The organism is Bacteroides sp. Phil13 (assembly GCF_001940965.1).
In the GTDB taxonomy this organism is placed as follows: Bacteria; Bacteroidota; Bacteroidia; order Bacteroidales; family Bacteroidaceae; genus Bacteroides; species Bacteroides intestinalis.
The window spans coordinates 1-22,210 of sequence record NZ_MSHA01000044.1 but is presented as its reverse complement, the minus strand read 5'-3'; the positions used below and the strand labels follow the sequence as shown (position 1 = coordinate 22,210).

Annotated in this window: 12 protein-coding genes and 1 pseudogene; all 13 read left to right on the top strand. The window is 40.9% G+C overall.

Going from position 1 to position 22,210, the window contains the following annotated elements; all coding sequences use genetic code 11:
- Positions 1-10: 10 nt before the first annotated feature.
- On the top strand, positions 11-1,828 hold the full coding sequence (locus tag BWI44_RS08185; RefSeq protein ID WP_195208568.1) for a glycoside hydrolase family 2 protein: 1,818 nt from the start codon (positions 11-13) through the stop codon (positions 1,826-1,828).
- Positions 1,829-1,852: 24 nt separating this feature from the next.
- On the top strand, positions 1,853-5,803 hold the full coding sequence (locus BWI44_RS08180) for a hybrid sensor histidine kinase/response regulator transcription factor (protein WP_195208567.1): 3,951 nt from the start codon (positions 1,853-1,855) through the stop codon (positions 5,801-5,803).
- 157 nt (positions 5,804-5,960) lie between these two features.
- Complete coding sequence (locus BWI44_RS08175) at positions 5,961-7,253, top strand: Gfo/Idh/MocA family protein (protein ID WP_286812937.1); 1,293 nt, start codon at positions 5,961-5,963, stop codon at positions 7,251-7,253.
- A complete protein-coding gene (locus tag BWI44_RS08170; RefSeq protein WP_138291480.1) occupies positions 7,250-7,495 on the top strand; it encodes a hypothetical protein in 246 nt (81 codons plus the stop codon). Before BWI44_RS08175 ends, BWI44_RS08170 begins: the two co-directional genes overlap by 4 nt.
- A 42-nt stretch (positions 7,496-7,537) precedes the next feature.
- Positions 7,538-8,956 carry a Gfo/Idh/MocA family oxidoreductase gene (locus BWI44_RS08165; RefSeq protein WP_195208565.1) on the top strand — a complete coding sequence of 473 codons (1,419 nt, stop codon included), beginning with the start codon at positions 7,538-7,540 and terminating at the stop codon, positions 8,954-8,956.
- Positions 8,957-8,995: 39 nt separating this feature from the next.
- Positions 8,996-10,336: a 3-keto-disaccharide hydrolase gene (locus BWI44_RS08160; protein WP_286812935.1), complete on the top strand. Its 1,341-nt coding sequence runs from the start codon at positions 8,996-8,998 to the stop codon at positions 10,334-10,336.
- An 84-nt stretch (positions 10,337-10,420) separates the two neighbouring features.
- Positions 10,421-11,266 carry an FAD:protein FMN transferase gene (locus BWI44_RS08155; RefSeq protein WP_195208563.1) on the top strand — a complete coding sequence of 282 codons (846 nt, stop codon included), beginning with the start codon at positions 10,421-10,423 and terminating at the stop codon, positions 11,264-11,266.
- 249 nt (positions 11,267-11,515) lie between these two features.
- Positions 11,516-12,490 (top strand): glycoside hydrolase family 43 protein, encoded by a 975-nt coding sequence (locus BWI44_RS08150; RefSeq protein WP_044532436.1) that lies wholly within the window; start codon positions 11,516-11,518, stop codon positions 12,488-12,490.
- Positions 12,491-12,523: 33 nt separating this feature from the next.
- On the top strand, positions 12,524-15,001 hold the full coding sequence (locus BWI44_RS08145; RefSeq protein WP_195208562.1) for a glutaminase domain-containing protein: 2,478 nt from the start codon (positions 12,524-12,526) through the stop codon (positions 14,999-15,001).
- A gap of 325 nt (positions 15,002-15,326) precedes the next feature.
- Entirely contained in the window at positions 15,327-18,575 is a 3,249-nt protein-coding gene (locus BWI44_RS08140; RefSeq protein WP_195208561.1) for a SusC/RagA family TonB-linked outer membrane protein, read from the top strand.
- A 22-nt stretch (positions 18,576-18,597) separates the two neighbouring features.
- Positions 18,598-20,652: a RagB/SusD family nutrient uptake outer membrane protein gene (locus BWI44_RS08135; RefSeq protein WP_117694318.1), complete on the top strand. Its 2,055-nt coding sequence runs from the start codon at positions 18,598-18,600 to the stop codon at positions 20,650-20,652.
- Positions 20,653-20,775: 123 nt separating this feature from the next.
- Positions 20,776-21,780: a family 43 glycosylhydrolase gene (locus tag BWI44_RS08130; RefSeq protein WP_286812931.1), complete on the top strand. Its 1,005-nt coding sequence runs from the start codon at positions 20,776-20,778 to the stop codon at positions 21,778-21,780.
- 22 nt (positions 21,781-21,802) lie between these two features.
- Positions 21,803-22,210: pseudogene (locus tag BWI44_RS08125) on the top strand (hypothetical protein); the annotation flags it as partial.

The following is a 22,210-nucleotide window of genomic DNA, read 5'->3' as shown; positions in this document are numbered from 1 at the left end:
GTTACATACCATGAAGAAATTATTTATTGCGTTATCTTTGGTAACGTTTTTTAGTTTGGAGAGTTCGGCACAATGGAAACCGGCCGGAGATAAGATTAAAACAGAATGGGCGGGGCAAATTGATCCTTCAAATGTATTGCCCGAGTATCCAAGACCCATTATGCAGCGTAATGATTGGAAAAACCTGAATGGGCTGTGGGATTACGCCATTATTGATAAAGGTGGGCATATTCCGGCTGATTTTGAAGGTAAAATACTTGTGCCGTTTGCTGTGGAATCTTCTTTGTCGGGAGTAGGCAAGAGGATAAACGAAAAGCAGGAATTGGTATATCAACGTAGTTTTGATGTTCCATCGGCTTGGAAAGGAAAGCAGATTCTGCTGCATTTCGGTGCTGTAGACTGGAAAACAGATGTATGGGTGAATGGCGTTAAAGTTGGAAGCCATACCGGAGGATTCACTCCTTTCTCATTTAATATTACTTCAGCTTTATCAGCTAAAGGTAGTAATCGTTTGGTTGTAAAGGTTTGGGATCCAACGGATAAAGGACCTCAGCCGCGTGGTAAGCAAGTCAGTAGACCGGAAGGTATCTGGTATACTCCTGTTTCCGGTATCTGGCAGACTGTATGGCTGGAGCCTGTTAGTGGAAAACATATTGAAAACCTTCGTATCACTCCTGATATTGATCGCAATTTGTTGACGGTAAAGGCTGAACTGAATGCCAATTGTGCAACAGACCTCGTTGAAGTGAATGTGTATGATGGCAATCAGCTGGTAGCTGCCGGTAAGAGTATCAATGGAGAAGCTGTAGAGGTAGCGATGCCTGAAAATGCTAAATTATGGAGTCCTGATTCTCCTTTCCTTTATACCTTGAAAGTAAGTTTGAAGGATGGAAATAAAATAGTGGACAAGGTGGATAGTTATGCTGCTATGCGTAAATATTCTACCCGCCGGGATGCTAACGGTATTGTACGCCTGGAATTGAATAATGAAGCGTTGTTCCAGTTCGGACCGCTTGATCAGGGTTGGTGGCCTGATGGTTTGTATACAGCTCCTACGGATGAGGCTTTGCTGTATGACATCCAGAAGACGAAAGATTTTGGTTTTAATATGATTCGTAAGCATATCAAAGTTGAGCCTGCCCGTTGGTATACCTATTGTGACCAGCTTGGAATTATTGTATGGCAAGATATGCCGAGTGGTGACCGCAATCCACAGTGGCAGATGCGTCAATATTTTAATGGTACGGAAATGAAGCGTTCTGCAGAATCTGAAGGTTATTATCGCAAAGAATGGAAGGAAATTATAGATTGCCTGTATTCTTATCCTTGTATTGGTACCTGGGTGCCGTTCAACGAGGCTTGGGGACAGTTTAAAACGGTAGAAATAGCTGAATGGACAAAGCAATATGATCCGACCCGTCTGGTGAATCCGGCAAGTGGTGGTAACCATTATCCTTGTGGCGATATGCTTGACCTGCACCATTATCCTGCACCGGAAATGTTTTTGTATGACGGTCAGCGTGCAACCGTTTTAGGTGAATATGGCGGCATAGGTCTGGTATTGAAAGATCACCTTTGGGAACCGAACCGTAACTGGGGTTATGTACAGTTCAATTCTTCTAAAGAGGCTACGGATGAATATGTGAAGTATGCCGATATGTTATATCGGATGATTGACAGAGGATTCTCGGCAGCTGTTTATACGCAGACTACTGACGTAGAAGTGGAAGTGAATGGTTTTATAACTTATGACCGTAAGGTAATCAAGCTGGATGAAAAGCGTGTGAAAGAAATTAATACACGTATTTGTAATTCATTAAAGAAATAATCTTTCCTAAAAAAGGAGGGAACTATGAATCGAACTATTATAAAGCTTTTCCTCTGTTTGTGCATAGTGACGGCATTGCCGTCCTATGCCTATAATACCGTTCACTATTATTTCAGAACGGTAGATATCAGAAATGGTCTTTCTCAGAACTCTGTGAATTGTATTTTCCAGGATAAGAAAGGCTTTATGTGGTTTGGTACTAAAGATGGCTTGAGCCGCTACGACGGTTTGTTTTTTCGCATCTATAACAATGAAAATTCGAATCTGGGTAGGAATTTCATAACGGTGCTTTATGAAGATAGTAAGGGGAATATATGGGTCGGAACCGATGGTGGACTTTATATTTATAATCCTATACTTGATTCTTTTACCGAATTCAATTTAGTAAGTGATAAAGGGACCATTATTCGGGATTTCGTAACTATGATAAGGTGCGATGAACATTCAAATCTTTGGATATCGGTTGAGAATCAGGGGCTGTTTTACTATAATAGTAGTGAAAACAAATTGCAGAATTACCTTCATGATGCAGGACTGGCCAACGTTCATCGTTTCTGGTTAAATGGGAATACCTGTTGGCTGGCATTGTATGGTGATAATCTTTATTATACAAAGGCTGACTTTGAATCGCCTTTACAGCCTTTTAAGGATGCGAATGGCGATGAGATATTCAAAGATGATATCATCAATTGTGAGATTGTCGGTCCTCATAATTACACTTACATAGCATCATCGAACGGATTGACTGAGGTTAATTTTGTGACGGGTAAATCCCGTAGGATTTTGGATGCTTTTGCACGTACGTTAGAATTTAAGTCCGATGATGAATTATGGGTAGGTACGGAAAAGGGATTGTACATTTATAATTTGACGACCGACAAGATCACACATCTGACAGTACCCGATCAAGATGACTCCTATGCGTTATCAGACAATGCTATTTATTCGATTTATCGCGATAGTGAGAATGGAATGTGGGTAGGTTCTTATTTTGGTGGCGTAAATTATTATCCGTATCAATGGACCTATTTTGAGAAGTTTTATCCGAGAGAGGAGATCAAGTTCTTGGGGCGTCGGGTACGTGAGATATGTGAAGGCAATGACGGTACTTTATGGATAGGTACTGAAGATAAAGGATTGTTTAATTTTGATCCGGAGACAGAAAAAATAGTACCATTTGAGCATCCGGATATATATAAGAATGTCCATGCTCTTTGTCTGGATGGAGATGATTTATGGGTCGGTACTTTTTCGGGGGGATTGAATAAGGTGAATTTACGTACCAGACAAGTGAAGCATTATTTCAAAGATAAAGGTGAAGGGGCGCTGACTGCCAGTGATGCTTTTACTGTTTGCAAAACTGCTACGGAGGATATCTGGATAGGAACAACATCCGGTTTATTCAAATATAATCGTTCTTTCGATAATTTTACCCATATTCCACAGTTGGGAAATTTGTTCGTTTATGATATTTTAGAGGATTTTGAGGGGAATTTGTGGTTCGCTACTTTCTCAAATGGGGTATTCGCGTACAATACTCAGACCCAACAATGGAAGAGTTATCTTTCAAATGAAAAAGATTCGACTTCTCTATCTTATAACAAGGTAATTTCTATTTGCGAGGACAGCAAGAAGCGTTTGTGGTTTATGACGATGGGAAAGGGGTTCTGCCGTTATAATCGGGAAACGGATAATTTTACACGTTATGATACGTCGAAAGGGCTTCCTAACAATACCGTCTACAAAATGGTTGAAGACAAGCGGGGAAACCTTTGGATTACAAGTAATTATGGGCTTACTTGCTTTAATCCGGATAGTGAGGCTATGCATGTATATACTACGGCAAATGGATTACTGAGCAATCAGTTCAATTTCCAGTCTGGATATCGTGACAAGAGAGGGCGTATCTATTTTGGCAGTATTAATGGGTTTGTCATATTTGATCCGGATAATTTTGTCGAGAATACCTTTCTTCCTCCGGTGGTTATTACCGACTTTTATCTGTTTAATAAACGCTTTTCTGTGGATACTCCGGGATCTCCTTTACAGCAGAATATAACTTATGCTGACAATATAGAGCTTGATGCAGACCAAAATTCTTTTGCCTTCCAGGTGGCAGCTTTAAGCTATCAGGCACCGGAGATGAACCGCTTGATGTATAAGCTGGAAGGTTTTGACCAGGAGTGGTATATGTTGGGGCGAAATTCTATGATTACTTATTCTAATTTACCCTATGGAAGTTATACGCTGCGCATAAAAGGGTCTAATGGTGACGGAAAGTGGAATGATGTGGAACGGGTGCTCAATGTACGTATTCATCCTCCTTTTTACTTATCAGTGTGGGCATACGTTATTTATGTTATCTTGGCCCTGTGTTCATTGGTTGCCACTATTTTATATTTCAGAAGACGGACGCAAGAGAGGCATCGATTGGCAATGGAGAAGTTTGAGCGGGAAAAGGAGCGTGAGCTTTATTCTGCGAAAATCGATTTCTTTACGAATGTAGCGCATGAGATACGCACTCCGCTCACATTGATAAAAAGTCCGCTTGAGAATGTCCTGCTTTCTAAAGAGGTTTCTGACGAAATCAGGGACGATCTGGAAGTGATGGATCTGAATACAAACCGGTTGCTTGATTTGGTGAACCAGCTACTTGATTTCCGTAAGACGGAGACACAAGGATTTCAATTGAACTTTGTGGAATGCAATGTTGTAGATATATTGCAAAAGACCTATAAGCGTTTTAAACCTTTGGCACGTGAGAAGGGGCTGGAACTTACCATTGATTCTCCGGAGAGTCTGTATGCCTCGGTAGATAGGGAAGGGCTGACCAAGATCATCAGTAATTTGATGACAAATGGCGTGAAATATTCGGAAACATATATCCGCATTAAGTTACATGTTGAAAAGGATCAAATGTTGCTCCTGGCATGCAATGACGGACGTGTGGTTCCGATGGATATGCGTGAAGAGATATTTAAACCATTCGTTCAATACAAAGCCGGGGTATTGCATTCTGTTTCCGGTACAGGGATAGGGTTGCCTTTGGCGCGTTCGCTTGCCGAACTTCATGGAGGAACTTTGTGTATGGTAGATTCCATGGAAAACAATCAGTTTTTGCTCTCGCTTCCGATAAAACATGCTCATACAATACAGGCAAAAGAGCAAGTTGTTCATGAAGAATCTTTAGAAAGACAGGAGGTTGAAGAAGAACCTAATTCGCAAAATCGTTATACGTTGCTTGTTGTAGAGGACAGTTTGGAAATGCAGGCGTTCATTGTGAAACAATTATCAGCGAAATATCGGGTTTTGACAGCCTTGAATGGAATGGAAGCTTTGAAAGTATTGGAAGAACATACCGTCAATCTGGTTATTTCGGATGTCATGATGCCTGAAATGGATGGATTGGAATTATGTGAGCATTTAAAGTCCGCGGTTGATTATAGTCATATTCCTGTTATTTTATTGACAGCTAAGACCACCCTTCAGGCTAAGATAGAAGGTATGAAACTTGGGGCGGATGTCTATATAGAGAAGCCTTTTTCTGTAGAGTATCTTAAAGTTTGTGTATCTAACTTGCTAAGTAACCGTGAGAAACTTCGTGTTGCTTTCGTGCATTCACCTTTTGAGCAGGTCAACAGTATGGCGATGACTAAAGCGGATGAAACTTTCTTAAAGACATTGAAAGAAGTAGTGGTCGCAAATATGCAGGATCCTGACTTTAATCTGGATGATATGGCAAGCCAGCTGAATATGAGCCGTTCGAGTCTTAACCGGAAAATAAAAGGTATATTGGATATGACTCCGAATGATTACATTCGTTTGGAGCGTTTAAAGAAAGCGGTGCAATTACTCAAAGAGGGGGAATGTCGGATAAATGAGGTTTGTTACATGATCGGTTTTAATACCCCCTCTTATTTTGCCAAATGCTTCCAGAAACAGTTTGGTGTTCTGCCTAAGGACTTTATAAAATAGCGATGGGGAGGCTTTGGTACTATTTTTGCATTGTTTGAGTGGATTTTTATATTTTATATCTTAAGATTTCACTATTTTTGGGCTGTTATTTTTATATGGATATTCTGCCCGGAAAAAAGAAAGGAGTATATTCGTATTTTATTTTAAAGACCATATTATGAAAGATACATTAATCAACAGAAGAGAATTCCTCAAAAATATAGGGATGCTTGGAGCCGGGGTGTTGTTGTCAGCAAGTCCTTGGCTTTCTGCTTTTTCAGAAGTAAAGGAAACTTCCAATGAAAAATGCCGTTTGGCTGTTATCGGTCCGGGTTCAAGAGGACGTTTTCTTATGAGCTTTCTGGTACAGAATCCTAAAGTGGATATTGTGGCTTTGTGTGATATTTACCAGCCTTCCATTGATGAGGGGTTGAAACTTGCCCCGAAAGCCAAGATTTATGATGACTACCGGAGACTATTGGAGGACAAAACGATTGACGCGGTATTGGTGGCTACTCCCCTTAATTCCCATTGCCAGATTGTATTGGATGCTTTTGATGCCGGTAAACATGTATTCTGTGAAAAGACCATAGGCTTTACGATGGAAGAGTGCTACTGTATCTATCAGAAGCACATCAGTACGGGCAAGATATTCTTTACCGGTCAGCAGCGCCTTTTCGACCCGCGATATATAAAAGTAATGGAGATGGTACACGCCGGTACATTTGGTGAAATCAATGCTATCCGTACTTTCTGGAACCGGAATGGAGATTGGAGGCGGGAAGTCCCTTCCCCTGAGCTGGAACGTCTGATAAACTGGCGTTTGTATCGTGAATATTCCAAGGGTTTGATGACTGAATTGGCCTGCCATCAGCTACAGATCGGAAGTTGGGCTTTGCAAAAGCTTCCTGAGAAGGTGATGGGACATGGAGCCATTACTTACTGGAAAGACGGCCGTGAAGTGTATGACAATGTAAGTTGTATATATGTGTTTGATAATGGAGTGAAGATGACGTTCGATTCTGTCATATCCAATAAATTCTATGGCTTGGAAGAGCAAATCATGGGTAATTTGGGAACAGTAGAGCCTGAAAAGGGTAAGTATTATTTTGAGAGTGTAGCCCCTGCACCCGGATTCCTGCAGATGATCAATGATTGGGAGAATAAAGTCTTTGACTCTTTGCCTTTTGCCGGTACCAGTTGGGCACCGGAAACTGCCAATGAAAACAAGGGAGAATTTATTTTGGGAGAACGTCCTAAATCGGATGGTACTTCTTTGCTGCTGGAGGCTTTTGTAGAGGCCGCTATTACCCGCAAGCAGCCGAAACGTATAGCCGAAGAGGGTTATTATGCAAGTATGCTGTGCTTATTGGGCGATCAGGCTTTGCAGGAAGAAAAAGTACTTTACTTCCCCGATGAGTATAAAATAGATTATCTGAATCATAAAGCTAAAACAATTGAAGCCGTATGAAAAATACAGTTATTACCGCTCGCCGGAAAAAGATAGAATTGCTGACCTTGCTGGCATGCTTCATTATTGGCAACTTGGCAAATTTGTATGCAATAATTTCCTATAAAACCCCTTTCTCGGAGATGCTGACATCTATTTTCTATGTTCTGGCATTTTCGTGTGTGCTTTATGCCTTTTGGACCCTATTGCGGCTTTTATTCTACGGAATAAGAAATCTGTTCCTTAAAAAAAGTGAAGTATAGAGATAATTGAAATAGAATTACTTAATTAATACCAATGAGATAATGACAACACGAAGAGATTTTTTGAAGACCATGACCATGGCTTCTGCCGGATTGGCATTGGGTGCCGGTGATATACTGGCAAATCCCACCTTTGCATCGCAAAGAAAGATAACAGATAAGGTGAAGATTGCCTATGTAGGTATTGGCAATCGTGGCGAACAGATTATTGGGGACTTTGCCCGTACCGGTATGGTAGAGGTTGTAGCTTTGTGTGATGTTGATATGGGAGCACCCCATACGCAAAAGGTGATGAACCTGTATCCCAAAGCAAAGCGTTTCCGTGATTTTCGCCAGATGTTCGATAAGGCAGGCAATGAGTTTGATGCTGTAGCTATAGCAACGCCTGACCATTCCCATTTCCCTATCAGCATGCTGGCTCTGGCGTCAGGTAAACATGTTTATGTAGAGAAGCCTTTGGCACGTACTTTCTATGAAGGTGAGTTGTTGATGCAGGCTGCGTTGAAACGGCCTAATCTGGTGACCCAAGTGGGTAATCAGGGGCACTCTGAAGCTAATTACTTCCAGTTTAAGGCATGGATGGATGCCGGTATCATCAAGGATGTGACGGCTGTAACAGCGCATATGAATAATCCCCGTCGTTGGCATAAGTGGGATACGAACATCTATAAGTTCCCTGCAGGACAACAATTGCCGAAAGATATGGAATGGGATCCTTGGCTGGGAGTAACTCCTTATCATGAATATAACAAGGACTATCATTTGGGACAGTGGCGTTGCTGGTACGATTTCGGCATGGGCTGTCTGGGCGATTGGGGCGCGCATATTCTGGATACGGTTCATGAGTTCCTGGAATTGGGATTGCCTTATGAAATAACGATGCAGTATGCCAACGGGCATAATGATTTCTTCTTCCCTTATTCTTCCACGATCCTGTTCCGCTTCCCTCAACGTAAGGGTATGCCACCGGTTGATATCACTTGGTACGATGGTTTGGATAATCTTCCTCCTATCCCTGCCGGTTATGGTGTATCCGGTCTGGATCCTAACATTCCTACAACAAACCAGGGAGATGCTCCGGCTGCGAAGTTGAATCCCGGAAAGATTATTTATTCAAAAGAACTTACCTTTAAGGGTGGAAGCCATGGTAGTACGCTTTCTATCATTCCGGAGGAAAAGGCAAAGGAAATGGCCGGTAAGTTACCGGAAGTGCCAAAGAGTCCGTCCAATCACTTTGAGAATTTCCTGTTAGCTTGTATGGGTCAGGAAAAGACTCGTTCCCCGTTTGAAATTAACGGTGTCCTAGGTCAGGTATTCTCATTGGGAGTAATGGCTCAGCGCCTCAATACGCAGTTGTTCTTCGATCCTCGCACGAAGCAGATTACGAATAATGAATTTGCTAATGCCATGTTGGCCGGAGTACCGCCACGTAAGGGATGGGATGAGTTTTATAAAATGTAATAACATCATATTAAAATAATTAATAGAAGAGATATCAATATGAAAAAGAATTATTTGTTGCTTCTGTTTGTGTTTTGTGCCTCTATGGTTTCAGCACAGAATTGGGAGCCTCTTTTCAATGGAAAGAATCTGAGTGGCTGGAAGAAACTGAATGGTAAGGCCGAATACAAAGTAGTGGATGGAGCTATTGTGGGTGTTTCAAAGATGAATACTCCTAATACCTTCCTGGCTACCAAGAAAACGTATGGTGACTTTATCCTGGAATTTGATTTTAAGATAGACGATGGATTGAACTCTGGTGTACAAGTACGTAGTGAAAGCAAGAAAGACTATCGGAATGGCCGTGTACATGGCTATCAGTTTGAAATAGACCCTTCAAAGCGTGCATGGTCAGGTGGTATCTATGATGAGGCTCGCCGTAATTGGTTGTATCCTTTGACACAAAATCCAACAGCTAAAACGGCTTTCAAAAATAATGAGTGGAACAAGGCTCGTATTGAGGCTGTGGGCAATTCTATTGCTACCTGGATTAATGGAGTACCTTGTGCTAATATTTGGGATGATATGACTCCTGTAGGCTTTATTGCTTTGCAAGTACATGCTATCGGCAACGCTGCTGATGAAGGAAAGACTGTCAGCTGGAAGAATATACGTATTTGTACTACAGATGTAGAACGCTACCAGACAGCTCAAAAAGCACTGGAAATAAATGTTATTCCTAATACAATTTCTCCGAACGAGGCGAAAGAAGGTTGGGCACTCCTTTGGGATGGCAAGACTTCCGAAGGCTGGAGAGGGGCTCGATTGAACTCTTTCCCGGAAAAGGGCTGGAAGATGGAAGACGGCATCCTGAAAGTAATGAAGAGTGGCGGTGCGGAATCTGCTAATGGTGGTGACATCGTAACAACTAAAAAATATAAGAATTTCATTCTGAAAGTTGATTTTAAGATTACTGAAGGTGCTAATAGCGGTGTGAAGTATTTTGTTAGTCCTGATATGAATAAGGGAGCCGGTTCAGCTATCGGTTGTGAGTTCCAGATTCTTGATGATGACAAGCATCCAGATGCCAAGTTGGGCGTAAAAGGTAACCGTAAATTGGGTTCGCTTTACGATTTGATTCCTGCTCCGGCAAACAAACCTTTCAATAAGAAAGACTTTAATACGGCTATGATTGTTGTGAAAGGTGATCACGTAGAACATTGGTTGAATGGTGTGAAGCTCATTGAATACACACGTCAGAATGAAATGTGGGATGCATTGGTTGCTTATAGCAAGTATAAAAATTGGCCTAATTTCGGAAATCATGAGTCAGGAAATATCCTTTTGCAAGATCATGGAGATGAAGTCTGGTTTAAGAATATAAAGATCAAAGAATTGTAATTAATATTATGTCTTCGAAAAGGGCAAGTTGCAACACTGTGGCTTGCCTTTTTCATTTTTCTCTTAAGAAACACAGATTTGAAAATGTCGAATGTAATTCAACATCTTTATAAGTTCTCATCTGTCCACGGTGGACTGCTTTATGCTTGGTTTCCATCGATGCATACACGCGTTGATATAGTGCTGTGCGGCAGGCAAGGCGAAGAGTCTTTGATGCTTGTGATCAGTGCTATCCATGAAATGCTATGCCGTTTGGAAAAGATGGCAAATTATTATGATGCAGAGAGTGAACTGGCATATTTGAACCGTACAGCAGCCACGGGACCGCAACCGGTTAGTAAGGAGCTTTATGATATGCTTGCTTTCTGTGTAGAATGTTATACTCGAACTGACGGATGTTTCGATGTTACTATTCATTCGGCTAATTATACACGTAATTCTATCTATAGTATTCAACTCTCACCTCAGGAACATACTCTCTTCTTTTTGCAACCTGGAGTGACTATCAATCTTTCCGGTTTTTTGAAAGGATATGCTTTGGAGAAGATACGGGAGCTACTTCAGCAATATGAAATAGAGAATGCATTGGTTAATATGGGGAATAGTTCTGTATTGGCTTTGGGGCATCATCCATTGGCTGATGGGTGGAAGGTTAACTTCGGACAAAGTGCTGTCACGCAAGCGAAAGAATGGCCGGAAATATTTCTTAAAAATGAATGTCTCACAACTTCGGGTAATGATTCGCATGAGCGGAAACATATTATCGATCCTCAGAGTGGAAAACTGGTAGAGGGGAAAAGGGAAGTAGCAGTTGTTACGGCTAACGGAACTGTAGGTGAGGTGTTGTCGACTAGTTTATTCGTAGCTGATGCTCGTCAGCGTGAACTTTTGAAGGTAGAATTCTGCCCACGTTTGATTCTTGATCTTTAAAATCTTTCTTTGCTTTGATATATATGCTATTTCTATCATAGTATAAAAGACATGACAAACAAAAATGGTGGTATAAGAAGAGAAATGTATACTCCTGAAAAGTAAGAATTGCGTCAGAAAAAGTAATTATCCAGTCAAGGAGGCGTCCTAAGATGCAATTGACGTAATTATTCCATACGTTGAATCTTTTCTGTTATCCTATGTGTTTTCGATTCTCTACTTTTGTATCACCATGAAAACATCAATTTTATGAAAACACATTTAATACTTTTCTTATTGTTTTTTATATGGACGTCTTGTGGAAATTCTACAAAGCCGTCTGCTTCTACATCAACAGATGACGATTTTGAAGTTCTGGAAGAACGTTTGCCTATAGCAGACCCGTATGTACTCTTTTACGAGGATTGCTATTATGCATATGGAACAAATGTCCGGGGATTCGAAGTTTATACTTCTACCGATTTAAAACATTGGCATCGGAACCGCAATTTAGCTTTGGCACCCGAAGATTCTTGGGGGAATAAAGGCTATTGGGCTCCTGAAGTTTATTATGTAGAGTCGTTGAAGAAGTTTTATATGTTCTATACTGTAAACGAGCAAGTTTGTGTTGCTACTTCCGATTCGCCTGAAGGGCCGTTTGTGCAGGATGTGAAGCAGCCTCTCTTTGGTAGTGAAAAGAATATTGATCCTTCTCTTTTTATAGATTCCGATGGTAAAGCATATCTCTATTTTGTCCGTTTCACGGGTGGAAACGTCATTTGGTGTGCGGAAATGAATCCTGATCTGAAAAGCTTGAAAGAGGAAACATTGACGAAGTGTATTGAAGCACAGGATGAGTGGGAGCGTAAACAGGCTACTGTAGCTGAGGGACCTTCCATATTGAAGCAGAATGGAGTCTATTATTTACTTTACTCAGCCAATCATTTTGAAAGTAAGGATTATGCTGTAGGTTATGCCACCTCGGATTCTCCTTTCGGACCTTGGGAGAAATATAGCGGAAATCCTATTCTCAGGAGAGATATGGATCAGACTGCGAGGTTGTCGGGTACTGGCCATGGTGCTCCTTTTATCTGCGAAGATGGAAGCTATAAATACATATTTCATGCTCATGCCAGTGAAGAGAAGGTGCAACCTCGTTCTTCCTATATCAAGGATCTTACTCTGTCGGATAAGGGGATAGTCTCTATTCATGGAACAGTTATCCGACCTGTAGTTGTGAAGTAACTAATGAATAATTAAGATAAACTTTTGGATTTTATGAAACGATTGATGACGCTATTGCTGGGATTTGCTGCCCTGGCGGGATGTACCTCACCCCAATCTGAGCAGCATGTGAAGAATGAATTGCGCGCGCCTGCCTATCCGTTGGTTACTATTGACCCTTATACGAGTGCATGGGCTTTTCAAGATAACTTGTATGATGGTGCAGTGAAACATTGGACCGGCAAGAGCTTTCCTCTGATTGGCGTAGCTAAAGTAGACGGACAAACTTACCGTTTCATGGGAGCGGAAGAACTCGAATTGAATTCTGTGGTTCCCAATTCGGAGCAGGAAGACTGGGTAGCGAAATATACAGTGGTACAACCGGCTGAAGGTTGGCAGAATATGGACTTTAATGATAGCCGCTGGAAAGAAGGCAAAGCTGCTTTTGGAACCATGGAGAATGAGCATACTGCCAAGACGCAATGGAGTGAAAAGTATATTTGGGTACGCAGAACTATAGACCTTCAGGAAGATTTGGCTGGTAGGAGTGTATACCTTGATTATTCACATGATGATGACGTAATTATTTATATCAATGGTGTCAAAGTGGTGGATACGGGTAATGCTTGTAAGAAGCATGCCCAGGTGAAGCTTTCGGATGAAGTGGCTGCTTCTTTGAAGAAAGGGAAGAACTTGATAGCTGCATATTGCTACAATCGTGTAGGAAATGCCTTGCTGGACTTTGGACTATTGGTTGAACAGGAAAACTATCATTGCTTTGAACAGACTGCCGAACAAACTTCGGTAGATGTACAAGCTATGCAGACCTATTATACATTTATTTGTGGGCCAGTCGATCTGAAACTGACTTTTACTGCTCCTTTGTTTATGGATAATCTGGATTTAATGACTCGTCCGGTTAATTATCTCTCGTATGAAGTTGTTTCCAGAGATGGTAAAAATCATCAGGTGGATTTGTATTTCGAAGCCTCTCCTCAATGGGCGGTTGATGTACCTCATCAGAAATCTATAGCTGGCAGTTTTGAAGAAGGCGATTTGCTGCTTTTACGTACCGGAAGCCAGAGTCAGGAGATTCTGAAAAAGAGAGGGGATGACGTCCGTATTGACTGGGGATATTTTTATTTAGCTGGTAAAAAGGATAATGCTACTTATGGTATCGGCGATGGCAAGACTTTGCGTAAGAGCTTTTTGGAGAATAAATTAGATGCACCGGCTACTGATGGTTATGATAAACTAGCCTTGGTATGTTCGTTAGGTGAAACAAAGAATGCTGATGGTTATCTGATGCTGGGATATGATGATATTTACTCCATCCAATATTTTGGTGACAATTTGCGCCCTTATTGGAATCGTTCAGGGAAAGAAACGATTGTTTCTCAGTTCCAGAAAGCTGCGGTTGACTATCAGAAACTGATGAAAGATTGTGCTGCTTTTGATAAGAAATTGATGGAGGAAGCTACCGCAGTGGGCGGTCGTAAGTATGCTGAACTTTGTGCATTAGCTTATCGTCAATCTATAGCTGCCCATAAACTTGTAGAAGCTCCGAACGGTGAATTATTGTTCCTTTCTAAGGAGAACTTCAGTAACGGTTCTATTGGAACTGTTGATATTACATATCCTTCGTCTCCTTTATATTTACTTTATAATCCGGAATTGGCCAAAGGGTTGCTTAATCATATTTTCTACTACAGTGAAAGTGGTAAGTGGACTAAACCGTTTGCTGCCCATGATGTCGGTACTTATCCACTGGCTAACGGACAGACATACGGTGGTGATATGCCTCTGGAAGAGAGCGGTAATATGTTGCTGGTGACTGCTGCCATTGCTGCCATAGAGGGAAATGCGGACTATGCAAACCGTCACTGGGCTACATTGACCACTTGGACTGATTATCTGGTGGAATATGGTCAAGACCCGGGAAACCAACTCTGTACAGATGATTTTGCAGGACACTTTGCTCACAATGCGAATCTTTCTATAAAAGCTATATTGGGTATTGCTTCTTATGGTTATTTGGCCAATATGCTGGGAAAGACTGAAGTAGCCGAGAAATATACAAATAAAGCAAAAGAAATGGCTACCCAATGGGTAGAGATGGCCGATGATGGCGACCACTACCGTTTGACATTTGATAAGGCAGGCACTTGGAGTCAAAAGTATAATTTGGTATGGGATAAATTGATGAATTGGCAGATATTCCCGGAAAAAGTAGCTGAAACGGAAATTGCATACTATCTGACCAAGCAAAATCGCTATGGTTTGCCACTTGACAGTCGTGAAACATATACCAAGACTGACTGGATTATTTGGACAGCTACTATGGCTAAGGATAAGACTACTTTTGAAAGTTTTGTTGATCCGGTTTATAGCTTTATGAATGAGACTGTTGACCGCATTCCAATGTCTGATTGGGTCTTTACAGATAGTCCGAAACAACGAGGCTTCCAAGCTCGTTCGGTGGTAGGCGGATATTTCATTAAGATGCTTGAAGAGAAACTGCATACTAAATAGTATGCAGTTTTATCAAAAGTTTCGCTATTTAGAAAATAGATATTATAGTCTTGTCGAGAAATGTCTGTAGGGGCATATTTTGGTTTTATAATTGTATTTCTTGAAAAGATCGTTCTATTGTTTTTTCTTATAAAGAGATAATTTTGCTTCGTGAAAACAGAAATTTCGTTTAATGTTAAATCTAATAATAAGCCTATGGTATAAAGAGAGACAATTTTTAATTAATCTAATTTGCTGGCTAAAAATTTGCTTGCAATACACTGTATTAATAAAAAGTACGGAATATTCATCTTCCGTAATATTTCTAATCTAATATCTATAAAACATGTCTAAGAAAATCTTATTTTTATTTTTTTGCGTGTTTGCACTTGCAGCACATTCTCAGAATGTTGTAATAAAAGGTTCTGTAACGGATGTTAATAAGGAACCTTTGTTGGGTGTGAATATTAAGGTAAAGGGAACTACTACAGGTACCATTACCGACATCGATGGTAACTTCTCGATAAATGGGCCAAAGGGTGCTACACTTGTAATTTCTTATATTGGTATGGTGACCCAAGAAGTGGAATATAAAGGACAACCTTTGAATGTTGTATTGAAAGACGATTCCCAGGCTCTGGAGGAAGTGGTAGTTGTAGGTTATGGTTCGATGCGTAAGAAAGACCTTACGGGGTCTGTAGTACAAGTACGTCCGGACAAGATAGCTAATGATAATCCCAAGACAGTACAAGATGTCTTACGTGGTACACCAGGTTTGACGGTAGGATACGGTGAAAGTGATGCCGGTGCTAAAGGTGGTGGCTCAATGAAGATCCGTGGTCAGCGTTCAGTTTATACCGATGGTGGGCACAATGACCCGTTGCTTATTCTTGATGGAATGTTCTTTTATGGTGAGCTTTCTGAAATTAATCCGGATGACATAGCACAGATTGACGTGTTGAAGGATGCTTCTGCTGCTGCTGTTTATGGTGCACGCGCTGCGAATGGTGTTATCATTATTTCTACCAAAAAGGGTAAGCAGGGTAAACCGACAATCAATTTTACAGCTAGCATCGGATTGACTCAAAAAGCTGCTTATCGCGACAGGTGGCAGAGTCCGGAAGCATATCTGCAACATTATGTAGACTGGAAAGAAAAAAATACGTATGGTGTAAATGCTGAAACCGGTGAATATGCCGCTTACTCAAGACCGGGTAATGAATATACTTCAAAACCGGGTTACTTCCGCAATCCTAATAACCTTGACGATGTGTCTTTGGAAGCATGGAGAGGTTATACTACCAATGATGAAGGGGAATCAGACCTGAGTATTTGGGCAAGACGTTTGGGATTTAGACCTAATACAGCTTTGATGGATAATCTTTTGTCCGGTAAGGTAATGGACTGGCAGGATAAAGCATTCCGTCTGGGATTCAACCAAGATTATAATGCTAGTATCAGTGGTGCAGGTGAGAAGATTGACTATTATATGTCATTAGGTTACTTGCGTAATGAAGGTGCTTTTGTAGATGATACTTATCGTGCTATTCGTGGTAATTTCAAATTGAATGCAAAAGTGACTGATTGGTTTGAAATAGGTGCTAACATCAATTTCCAGGATCGTTCAGATGGTGAAATTGGTATGAATAAAGGTGGTTTCATGGAAAATAGTCCATACGCAGTATTTAAGGATGATGAAGGTAATTATGTACAAGACCCTTTGATGTTCCAGTATGACCGTAACAATCTGACAAACTGGTATTACGAAAAACAGTTTTTGGAATTGCAAAAAGGATATACTACATTCAATACGATTTTTAATGCGAAATTGAAATTACCGTTTGGTATTACTTATACATTCAATGCTGCTCCGCGTCTTCAGTATTTCCATGATCGTTACTTCATGTCTGCTGAACGGCCGAATTCTAAGCCAACTGACCGTGGAGTGAATCGTGAACAAGCTAAACGTTTCGACTGGTCTTTGAATAATACCATTACTTGGGATCATACTTTTGCCGATAAACATCATGTTATTTTGACACTGGCACAAGAAGCTGAAGAACGTCAGTATTGGTCAGACCGTATTGAAGCCCGTAACATTTTGCCATCTGATGTACTTGGATTCCACAATACACAAAATGGTGATAAGTCGGCAAGTTCGTTTAGAAGTGATGACTCACATCAGACTGCTGATGGTTTAATGGGGCGTGTGTTCTATTCTTATGATGATCGTTATATGGCTACTTTCACTATGCGTCGCGATGGTTATTCGGCTTTCGGTTCTTCTAATCCTTACGCTTACTTCCCCTCCGGTGGTTTGGCATGGACTTTCTCTAATGAAAAGTTTTTCCAGCCGTACACTCACATCATGAGTACTGGTAAATTGCGTGTATCTTTCGGTAAGAATGGTAACCGTTCGCTGGCTAATCCTTATGAAGCTCTTGCTAACCTCTATCCGGGTGGTGGAAAGATGCAGGGCTATATTACATCTTCTGGCGATTTATACTTGATGCGTTACTTAATGGCTCAACGCATGGAGAATCCGGGGCTACAGTGGGAGAAGACACAGTCTTGGAATTTTGCCTTAGACTTTGGTTTCTTGAATGATCGTATAACCGGTACATTGGAATATTACCGTATGAGTACCAAAGATATGATTATGGGACAGCGCTTGCCTAACTTTACAGGTTTTGAAAGTATCACGACCAATTTGGGACAAGTTGATAACAATGGTTTGGAAATTGCTTTGAACACGTTGAATATTGATAATAAGAATTTCCAATGGAGCACAACATTTAGCCTCTCATACAATAAGAACCGTATTAAACATCTATATGGTGATTATGAAGATATATTGGACGCTTCAGGCAATGTGATTGGTAAAAAAGAAGCTGATTACGTGGGTAATGGCTGGTTTATTGACAGACCTATCAGTGCCATTTGGGACTATAAAGTGACCGGTATTTGGCAGAAAGATGAAGTAGAGGAAGCAAAAATATATGGTCAGGTTCCGGGTGATCCAAAGGTATGGAACAATCCGGCTAACGATGAATATGATGCTGATGGAAATCTGAAGAAGGTTATTTATAACAATGATGATAAAGTATTCCAAGGACAAACGGCGGCTCCCGTAACTTGGGCATTACGTAATGACTTTACTTTGTGGAAAGATTTGACATTATCTATCAATATTTACTCTCGTATGGGTCATAAGAGTTTGGAAAGTATGTATCTGAACAATGACGACGATGGTGGTGGTATGACTTACCGTTTAGTGAATAAAGAAGCTAAAGAGTATTGGACAGTAGATAATCCAAGCAATAAATATGCGCGTATTGAAGCACAAGGTCCTGAAGGCGCCAGAGGAGCCCGCAGACTTTATAACCGTTCTTTTGTCCGTTTAGAAAATATTTCAATAGGCTATACATTGCCCAGACAATGGACAAAAAGAGTAGATATTGAACGTGCTAAGGTATATGCTACAGTTCGGAATGCTGCTGTATGGGGCTCTAAGGACTGGGAATATTATGGTGACCCGGAAACAGGCAATTATGCTTCTCGTATTTGGACACTGGGACTTAACTTAACATTCTAAATCTTTTAACTCAAGAATAAATATGAAAAACTATATTCAAAAATTTATTTGCAAGGGATTTATCCTGATGGCCGGAGCTTCAATGGTGCTGACCGGTTGTAAAGAAAGCTTTTTGGAACCTGATCCGCAAACCATGTTCAAACCTAGTGAAGTGTTTACTACAGAAGATGGTATTAGGTCTGTGTTGGCTATCTGCGATCGTCAGTTGAAGAGAAACTATGTGAGTGAAGATTCTCGTGAAATGATGGCGTTGGCTACAGAATACACTTTCTCTGATTTGATGGTACCTGCTGCGACTGATAAATCAGGATTCCTTGATAATGTAGATAATATGTTGCGTTCGAATAGCGATCAAAGTACAGAAAAAAACTTAGGTCGTACAAACAGCATCTATTTCTTTTGGCGACAAGGGTATGAAGGTGTTCGAAATGCCAATACAATACTTTCATTTATAGATGGTGTCCCTATGGATGAGACGTTAAAGAAAGAATATATTGGTCGTGCCTATTTCCATCGTGCTTATCGATATTATGCATTGGTATTTCAGTATGGGCATGTGCCTTTACTTACTAAATTGACATCATCTCCTAAATTGAGTTACCATTCTACTCACAGGGATGCAATTCTGGAGAAGATGGCGCTTGATATGGAATTTGCAGTTCAGTGGGTGCCCGACCAGAAGGATATGCAATACATCGGTATGGTGAATAAGGGAGCTTGTCGTATGTTGCTTTCCAAGTTATATCTGGCTCTGGGTAGATATGAGGATGCAAAGAAACAGCTGGATATTTTGATTGACCAGTCCGGTTATTCATTAATGACTAATAACTTCGGTACCTTCTTTGAAGGTGGTGAACCTACCTCTTGGCCCATTACGCGCAACGTGATTTGGGATTTACATCGTCCTGAGAACAAGTTGATTACAGCTAACAAGGAAGTTATTATGGGTATGCCCAACCGTGGTGCAGCTGCCGAATCGTTTATCCCGATGTTGAGTATGCGTATCATGTATCCTTTCTTCTTTGATGGTAGAATCAAGATGCCCGACGGTAAACAAGCGTTGTATAACCTTGACCGTACTAATAGCAAATACCGTGTGGAATATGATTATATGCGTGGCTTGGGTCGTGGTATTGCAACTTTCCGTACCAGTACTTTCTATCAAGATGGATTGTGGGCTGTAAATGGCAAGATGGATGAAACGGATTTGCGCCATAGTTCAGAAACTGGAAACTGGATGCACATGGAAAATTTGCGTTGTAACAATGTAGACTCCGAATTCTATGGACAGAACATTATGCTTCATTCCGACAGAGATTTTTGGGGTAAAGATAAAGATGGAAATCCCGTGTTGGTTACCGCAAAGGGACAATTATTATGTTCCGATACAATTCGACGCTGGTATGATGTGCCTCATTATATTTTCTGTCTGGATGATGTTGTCAACCAAGCTTTGATTAAAAATAATGGTCTTGAAGGAGCTACTGAGGGTAGTGTTGCCGATTGGTATCTCTATCGTTTGGCAGAAGCATACTTACTTCGTGCTGAAGCTAAATTCTACATTAATCCGAGTGATCCGACTATCAAGGATGACCTGAATATCATCAGAAAACGTGCACAATGTTCTGAACTCTATACCGGCAATGTGACTATCGGTGATATCATGGACGAACGTGCACGTGAGCTTTTCTATGAAGAGTGGCGTAATGTAGAGTTGACTCGTGTATCTCTCTGTCTGGCTCGCAGTGGAAGACCTGATGAATGGGGCAATACCTATAATGTGGAAACTTTTGACAAACAAACCGGTACAGATCTGGAAGGTGGTAGCTATTGGTATCAACGTTGTGTACGCAAAGGTATGTACAACAAGGGTGTAACGATTCGTGTTGATGCCACTAAAACAGACATTAATTTCATTATGGGTAAGCATAATATTTATTGGCCGATTCCTTATAATGCTATCGAGGCTAATAAAAATGCCAAGCTGTGGCAGAATGTAGGTTATACAGAATACGACCCTGCTACTCCTATATGGAATACTTGGGAAGAAGCCGTAGCTGATGAAGATAAAATTTAATCAGTCACTTTCGCTATAGTGCAGAAAGAATATTGGAGGTATATAGGATCGGCAAAGTCAGAATGGTGAATTGCTGTGAGAAATATACCTCCATTTTCTTTTTTATCATAAATATTTGTTCTGATGAAAAAGTTATTTATAATATCGGCATTATGTTGCTTGGCGGCATGTTCTTCATCATCGTCAAAAACAGAAGATGATCCGGAAAATCAACCGAAGAATGTATATCATAATCCGGTTATAAACTATAGTTTGCCTGATCCTTCTGTTATCAGAGGAGAGGATGGTTATTTCTACTTATATGCCACTGAAAATATCCGTAATCTGCCTATTCATCGCTCCAAGAATTTAGTAGATTGGGAATATGTGGGTACGGCTTTTACAAATGATACTCGTCCGAACTTTGAACCCAAAGGAGGACTATGGGCTCCAGATATTAATAAAATAGGCGATAAATACGTGCTTTATTATTCCATGTCCGTTTGGGGAGGCGAGTGGACTTGTGGCATCGGATGTGCTACTGCCGATAAGCCTGAAGGCCCTTTTAAGGATCATGGAAAAATGTTTCGTAGCAATGAAATCAATGTGCAGAATTCTATTGATCCTTTCTATATAGAGGAAGGAGGACGAAAATATCTTTTCTGGGGCAGTTTCCGCGGCATTTATGCTATTGAGCTGTCAGATGATGGACTTTTCCTTAAAGAAGGTGCTACACCTCAAAAAGTGGCAGGAACAGCCTACGAAGGCACTTATATTCATAAGAAGGATGGTTATTACTACTTTTTTGCTTCAATAGGTACTTGCTGTGAAGGATTGAACAGCACATATACAACAGTAGTAGGACGTTCAGAAAATCTTTTCGGCCCTTATGTTGATAAAAAGGGTGGGAGTATGCTCGACAATAAACATGAAATCCTGATTCATAAAAATAGTGCTTTTGTAGGCACCGGCCATAATTCTGAGATTGTGACGGATAATGCCGGTAATGATTGGTTTTTCTATCATGCGGTAAGCGTGAAAAATCCCGAAGGACGTATGTTGCTGATGGATAAGATTGAGTGGAAAGATGGATGGCCATCTGTAAAGGGTACTTCTCCATCAATAGAGGCAGAAAAACCAGCATTCTAACAACTATAAAACAAATGCGATTATGAGACTAAAGAGATTGTTTTTTGGAGTAATGCTTTTAGCGGGCATTACAAATGTAGGGGCTATGGAGCATTCTCTGGGAGATGTTTCGACCTCTATTTCTTTAAAAGTTCCGGGTAATGACGCCCAACACTATTCACTGACACTTCAGAAGCAGCAGGACGGTGTGTATACTTGCCAGTCTTCCGAGCAGTTGCCATTGGCTATTACCCGCCAGGTAGTTGATAAAGATGGCAAGCAGCGTATTAACGTTGTCATCACGGCCTTGGATACTGTTTATTTCAATTATGGCGAGCAAATAAACACCGGATACCGTCATTCCGATTGCCAGTTCTATATGCCCGGCTTCTGGTACCGCCAGAATCTTCGTTCTCCCGAAAAGGCTCCTTCTTTCCATACCTCGGATAGC